1 protein-coding gene and 1 pseudogene are annotated in these 938 nt (G+C 41.4%); one reads left to right on the top strand and one right to left on the bottom strand.

Going from position 1 to position 938, the window contains the following annotated elements; genetic code table 11:
* Window positions 1–148: pseudogene (locus tag FC47_RS10995) on the bottom strand (IS200/IS605 family transposase); the annotation flags it as partial.
* A 64-nt stretch (window positions 149–212) separates the two neighbouring features.
* Between FC47_RS10995 and FC47_RS10185 the strand changes: the two are divergent.
* The coding region (locus tag FC47_RS10185) for an RNA-guided endonuclease InsQ/TnpB family protein (RefSeq protein ID WP_155519197.1) at window positions 213–938 on the top strand (726 nt) is incomplete at its 3' end.

Below are 938 nucleotides of genomic sequence, written 5' to 3'. Positions count from 1 at the left end.
CCATTCGCAATATGTCTTTCATTTCGTCTACCAGTTCCTTAATTGAAAAAGTTTGGTGGCGATACTTAGTTACCCAGATTAAGTAATAATGAAAATTATAGACAAAGCGATGAGTATAAACAGCGGATTGAATCTTTTCTTTAGTCATTAAGAACACCTCAATCGTTATAGTCATTAGCTGATGATATAATCCAATTAAAGGAGGTGAAAAAATGAAGTCAATGGCACAGTTAGAATATCATTATGGATTGAAGATTCGCATCTATCCGAGTGATTACCAGAAACAAATAATCAAGGTTAACAGTGATGCCAGTCGTTTCGTCTATAATGAGATGGTTGCGATCGGTAAAGAACTCTGGCAATTAAACCGAATCAAACTGTCAATTGATACGGTTCAGGATCGGATCCAACAGCTAAAGCTTCGTCAAAACGCTAAGCAGATGTCAAATCATTTCCAGTTTTTAGAAGATAAGCGTATTGACAGTCTTGCTAAGGCTAATGCCATTCAAAACTATCACAAGGCTTGGAACGCTTTTCGCAAGGTTCATGAAGCCGGTGTGCCAAAATTTCATCGTAAAAGCTATTCCTGGCGATACCAGACCAACTGTCAATATCCAAAACAAAAGACGGCCTGGCTAGACAACGGTACCGTCTGCTTTGAAGACCGCAAACATATTGTGGTGCCTAAACTAGGACGTTTGCGGATCAAAGGCGCTCAGCGGCGACTATTGGATCGTCAAGGCGAAACACGCATCGGTACGGTGACCATTTCCAAAGATGCAGCCAATCGGTTCTTTTTGTCGCTGCAATTAGCTTCCGATACACCGTTTGTTCCTAAGCTTAGCCGCACTAATCGGCAAATTGGCATTGACCTAAATACAGAAAACTTTCTGACTGCCAGTGATGGTCGAACCATCGCTAACCCACGCTACTATCGA

Source organism: Limosilactobacillus mucosae DSM 13345, assembly GCF_001436025.1.
Taxonomy (GTDB): Bacteria; Bacillota; Bacilli; order Lactobacillales; family Lactobacillaceae; genus Limosilactobacillus; species Limosilactobacillus mucosae.
Note: the sequence above shows the minus strand (reverse complement) of the source record. Positions and strands in the feature narration are given on the sequence as shown.